Genomic DNA, 2423 nt, shown 5'->3' with positions numbered 1-2423 from the left:
GTATAATAATGCAATGTTATACATTGTTTTTAACTATAATTTTTAACTTAAACTCAAAAAAAACGACCAAAAATGATGGTCGCAAATTCGTTTTTAAATTTTATGATCACTTCGTGCATAAAATTTAATGCACTCAAAATTCAAATATTAGCACTCATATTTTGTTATTGTTCTTCCTCGATTTCGTCTATCATTTGATGATTAATTTTTCTTTTTTCTTGTTCTGTTAAGTCGTAAATTTCACTTGCTAGATACTCTTTTTGATTCCATACATAGAAAATTTGGTAAATATATTCAGTTGGATCACTTTCTTTGAGGTAGTCCAATTCGCCATTTTTTAACTTTTTGCGTGCGTCTTTAAATAATCCAGAATATACCAAAACTTGCTTACCTTTTAATGCTTTATAGAATGCGTCGAATACTTTTTGGTTAACGAGATAATCGCTATCTTTACCAGAGTATTTAGCCATTTCATAAAGTTCTTTATTATTGTTTTGCTTAACTTTTTGAACATGAACTTGTGTAATATCTTGATTACCTGTCACATCACGCCATAATTCAAGCCATTCTTTTTGGCTTATATAATATTTTTTATCTGTGAAATATGATTTATTAACAGCAATCAAAACATGAAAATGTGGGTTATAATCATCACGTTTTTTGTTGTAAGTAACCTCTAATTTTCTCACGTAACCTTTAGCTATAGACTTAAAATGCTTACGATTGCTTAATCGTCTAAATGACTCATTATAATGTTTTATTTCACTTTCCAAATGCTTACTTGTTACATTTGGCGTCGTAAGTGTTAAAAAGATGAATTGCTTATCTTCTTTTTGTTTTATATATTGCATCATCAATGATAAACCTAATGCATCTTTTCTCGCTTTTCTCCACGCACATACAGGGCAAAATCGATTTTTACATAAATTAGATTTATGCAATTTCTGTTTCTCTAATGTTTTATCTGCCACAAAACTCAAGAATGTATTGCACTCCCTTATCAAATCCATTTGTCCTTCTTTTACATGTCTTTCAATAAATTTTTGAAATACTTGATTTCTTTGTTTCTTCTCAGTATACTTATCCATGTTATATAACCTAAAAACAACTTAGTTTTACACAAACTAATGTTATAAAAAAGTTGCTTTTTCTCCTTTCTAGTAAAGTTTTTTTCTGGACAATTAAAACCTTACTATACTAGGTAAGAAAAAGCAACTTTTTTTGTGCTTAAACGCCGTCGTTACTGCATCTTTACGTACTATTTGTAAATTGTAATAGTTACCTATAGTATCAAGATAAGAAAAGACTCGTTTCACTCGTCTTAAAAACCACAAAAAAACACTCAAAATGATTGTTTTTTTATTACTAAATTTAAAAGATATAACAGCAAATAAAAAAACCATCGAAAAACAAAAAAAGAGATTAATCAACGATTAGTTGATTAATCTCTTTATATGTAATGAGTGAAGATACCTATTACATTAAACCAAATGCTTTAGCAATATCTCCTGCTAAACCAGCACCGTTAGCCACAATATTAACGATTGATTTAGCTAATTCAGCACCATCTCCAGATTGTCCTGCTGAAACTGTATTAACGATAGCTTCGCCTAATTTTGAAATATGTTCCATGAAAATAAACCTCCTTACATATAGAGTTATTACAACCTCAAAATAACATATCTCATCATAAATTACTTCTAAAATTTAAAAATTTACAACATCTTAATAATTAATTGCATTATTCCAATTGCTTTATTGATATTGAGCCTCGGAACCCTTAACAATCCCTAAAACTGTCGACTCGTCGGCTTAATAGCTCACGCTATGCCGACATTCGTCGATACAGTTTAGTTAAGGGTTCTTCTCAACATCAATAAATTTTCTCGGCATAAATGCGTGCTTACACTTTGTGTACGCTATGTACGGCGTGTACATGGTGTACTACGCACACACATATGCTTTATTTGCTTTTTAAAGGGGTGTTTTTAAGAATTAGGAACTATTTATATAGTTTTATGCCTAAAATCTTATATTGGCTCTTAAAACGCAAATATGAACCATATAACACATAAATCAATAACATTAAATGAATGCATATATGCAAAACAAATTTTTTTCTAAAGTTGCTTCAGAATTTTTCGAATCCTAAAGAAACAGGATAAGGGAGAATAATGCCATAAATGGCACTTAGCATAGCTAAGGTTCTCTCCATATCCTTTGAAAGCTGATATAAAGGTATTTATACACAAAGATATGTTGGATGTAAAAATATTATCAATGGCATTTTTACTACTAAAATTTAAAATCGTGAGAAGATATACCAATACTGAGTTTAACAGTTTTTAGGATTTATGAATTCTAATGAATCCTACATAGGATTCGTAAATTAACATTAACAAAATATTTGATTAATATTTCTA

2 protein-coding genes are annotated in these 2423 nt (G+C 29.2%); both read right to left on the bottom strand.

Annotated features, from left to right (window positions below):
• Positions 1-164: 164 nt before the first annotated feature.
• Positions 165-1088: a protein rep gene (locus tag LFT63_RS12610; RefSeq protein ID WP_049391433.1), complete on the bottom strand. Its 924-nt coding sequence runs from the start codon at positions 1086-1088 to the stop codon at positions 165-167.
• Positions 1089-1476: 388 nt separating this feature from the next.
• Positions 1477-1632, bottom strand: a complete 156-nt coding sequence (locus LFT63_RS12605; protein ID WP_058714406.1) for a beta-class phenol-soluble modulin — start codon at positions 1630-1632, stop codon at positions 1477-1479.
• Between the last annotated feature and the right edge of the window lie 791 nt (positions 1633-2423).

This window comes from Staphylococcus sp. FSL H8-0121 (assembly GCF_038008425.1).
In the GTDB taxonomy this organism is placed as follows: Bacteria; Bacillota; Bacilli; order Staphylococcales; family Staphylococcaceae; genus Staphylococcus; species Staphylococcus pasteuri.
This window is presented reverse-complemented; position numbering and strand designations above follow the sequence as displayed.

Coding starts and splice junctions, on each gene's coding strand:
- LFT63_RS12610 (WP_049391433.1), bottom strand. CDS start 1,088: ATGGATAAGTATACTGAGAAGAAACAAAGAAATCAAGTATTTCAAAAA.
- LFT63_RS12605 (WP_058714406.1), bottom strand. CDS start 1,632: ATGGAACATATTTCAAAATTAGGCGAAGCTATCGTTAATACAGTTTCA.